This window comes from Clostridium sp., assembly GCF_051656525.1.
GTDB lineage: Bacteria > Bacillota > Clostridia > Clostridiales > Clostridiaceae > Clostridium.
The window spans coordinates 1-3,047 of sequence record NZ_JBOGCC010000122.1; the positions used below are offsets into that span (position 1 = coordinate 1).

General features: G+C 23.6%; 2 protein-coding genes. Both read right to left on the reverse strand.

Features of this window, described 5'->3' with window-relative positions:
* On the reverse strand, window positions 1-610 hold a 610-nt coding region (locus tag ACRDDY_RS05575; protein ID WP_438563986.1), incomplete at its 3' end, for a hypothetical protein.
* 91 nt (window positions 611-701) lie between these two features.
* Entirely contained in the window at window positions 702-2,360 is a 1,659-nt protein-coding gene (locus ACRDDY_RS05580; protein ID WP_438563987.1) for a tetratricopeptide repeat protein, read from the reverse strand.
* Between the last annotated feature and the right edge of the window lie 687 nt (window positions 2,361-3,047).

A 3,047-nucleotide genomic window follows, 5' to 3' on the forward strand; every position in this document is an offset into this window, starting at 1 on the left:
TAGTTATTTCACTAGCATATTCTAATTCATTTACAAAAGCCATAAATTCATGTAATAATTTAAAATATGATATATTCATCCTATAATACAGTTCTCTTAATTCTTCAATAATTAGTGCCGATTTTTCATCATCAAAAGATTCTTTTGATAAATTTATTTCTGTAAGAAGTTCAAAAGCTGCTTGTGTTTTTAATAATTTCTCTTTTGCTGCTATAAATATTAATTTTTGTTCTTTCGAATCAATTCGATTTCCTAAATTTGCAAACTTATTAAATATAGATATATCAAACGTCTCTAATACTTGGACTAAAATTATTTTCAATTCTTCTAAACTTTTCTTATCATGATTATAAATAGTCTCTTTTCTTTGATTCAACATAATCTTTTCATTCATTTTATACATTACATATACTGACACAAATGTTGCTATTCCGCTTAAATAACTTCCCCAAAAAGAAAGCCATTCTTTATTCCCTAGATCATTAGCAAATATAAACTTGTAACTATTTGGTAGTTGTCCAAATAAAACCATTACTACATTTACAATAAATGGGAAACATAATATCCCAATTATTAAATAAAAACTAAAATTATTTTTCTTTTTTATCATCAATCTTCTCCTGGTTAATTTATAAAATTACTAAAATATTTTAACATAAAAAAAAAGAGAAAAACAATTAAGTTTCTCTCTCCTATTACAATTATTCTTCAATTTTATTGTCTAAACTATCTGGCATTTCCTCTATTTTTTCTTTTAATTCCAATGCTTCTTTATTTTCGGGATTATAATCTAAACTTTTGTCAATATAGTCTTTTGCTTTTATTTGATCTAATTTAAAATTTTCTAATGCTAATCGGTAATAACACTTAGATATCCAGCTATTATCACTAGATAAAGAATATTGTTTATTTTTTTCTACCTCATTAAAACACTTAAGTGCTTCTAGATATTCATTTTCAAAATAAAAAGCTATTCCTAGCCAACTTAAAGTTTTATATTTATTTGATAAAGATGTTTCATCAGTTTCATTAATCGCCATTTGTAAATATTTTATTCCCAATTTATATTCAATTTCAAACAAATAATTTACTCCTAATTCATGATAAACATTATACTTATCTTTTTTTGTTAAAACATACTTTTCAGCTTCTTTTAAATATATAGTGGCTTCTTTATATTTTAAATTTCTTGAATAAGAATATCCTAATTGATAATAACTATTGTATTTATTATTATTATTTGGGGCTAATTTTACTGCTTCATGGAAATATTTTATTGCATCTTCATAATTTTTATTTTTCATTGTTGCCATTCCTAACCAATAATTAACGTAATACTCTTTTGTTAAAGTTGGACATATCTCTTTTGCTATATTTAAATAATATATTGCTTCTGCATATTTAAACAATCTATAATTTGCTAACCCTAACCAATAATTAATATTATAATCATCTTTTAAATAGCTACCTTCTAAACTAGTTATAACTCCGATATAGTCTTGTTTTTTATACAACTCTTTAGCATCTATAATTAGTTTATCAATCTCAGTATTTTCATCAAAATTTATATCTTTTTCTTCAGTTATTTCAGAATTTTGCTTCTGTCTTTTCTGAATTTCTTGAAATTGTGATTTTAAATCTGTCACTTCACAGAGTATATCTTGCCTATAACTATTAACTTCATTTTTTATTTCACTTTTTAGCTTATTCAAGTCTCCTATAATTTCTATATTTCTTACTTCAAAATCTTTCATTTTCTCATCAAAAATTTTATTCAATTCTCCAAGTTTTAATCCAAATGTTTTATTTAGTTCATCCAATCTTTCTTCTATCTTTTCAGCTTTAGCTTTCACTTCATCTAATTCTTTCATTTTTTCACAAATTATTTTTTCTACTTCTTCTTTTTTTTCTTTCAAATCACTTTTATTCGTATAATTTATTCCTAAAAGTATTAGTAGTATCATTCCAGAAGCTTGATACATCAATGTTTTTAAATCATCAAATGATGTTTTATAAAAATCATTAGCTGAAGAATAAATTTGGTCAATATTATAAATTAGTCCTTCTCTATTATCGATTTTAGTCTCTAACTTTTCTATATCTTTTTGAGTTCTTTCTAAAATCCAATTTATTTTTTCATAATTTTCTAACCTCTGTTCCAATTCTTCAATTTTCAGCTGTAATTCAGATACAGTTTTATTACTACTTTGTTTAGATGTGTTTATAGTTTTTGAAACAGTATTAGAAACTGGAACTGATACTGTAACACTATTTTTAATACTTGTTACAGTCGTTTTAGTATTTGGTGTTCCTAATATAACACTTACAACTAAAACAAATAATATTAATATTTTTTTCACTTTTCCCCCTCTAATTTATATTTTTCCAACGTTTTATATTGTATTAAATAACATATTCAAAGTCAATGATTAGAGAAGTTGAAATAATTTTAAAAGACAGATAGTTTAACATCTGTCTAAAGGCTATAAAATCAATTTTAAAGGCTTTCAAACATTAACACAACATTTTATACTGTTTTTTATTGAAAATCGTTTTTTGCTATATTTTAACAAGAATAAACACTATATTTTTATATAATTTCTATTAAATTATTTTTAAATATCTATAAAATTACTTTTTTAAAACTTTTATATAAATAAAAAAAGGCTGCTAATATAAATTAATTAACAACCTGGTAAAACTATTATAACTAAATATCTTTAACTAAAAAAGCTACTTCACGATTAGGAGTTTCTCAAATTACATTTAAGAAACCCAGTTAAACTGGACTTTAGCAAGTTATTTTTATAGATTATTATTTCACCCAAAGATACAACTTTAGTTTTATCTATCTTGTTGCTTTTAAGTTCCATATTTCACGCAATATTTTCTAGTTTTAGAGAAACTAGTAAGCGTGCAATTGTAAAATATACAAAAAATTAAAAAAGAGGGTTTCCCCTCTTTTCCGCCTGTTAGAGTTCCGAGTTCCAACAAACTAAAACGGTTATCTCTTTCCTAGTAAAGATTTTTAGCAAGGATAAAGAAAA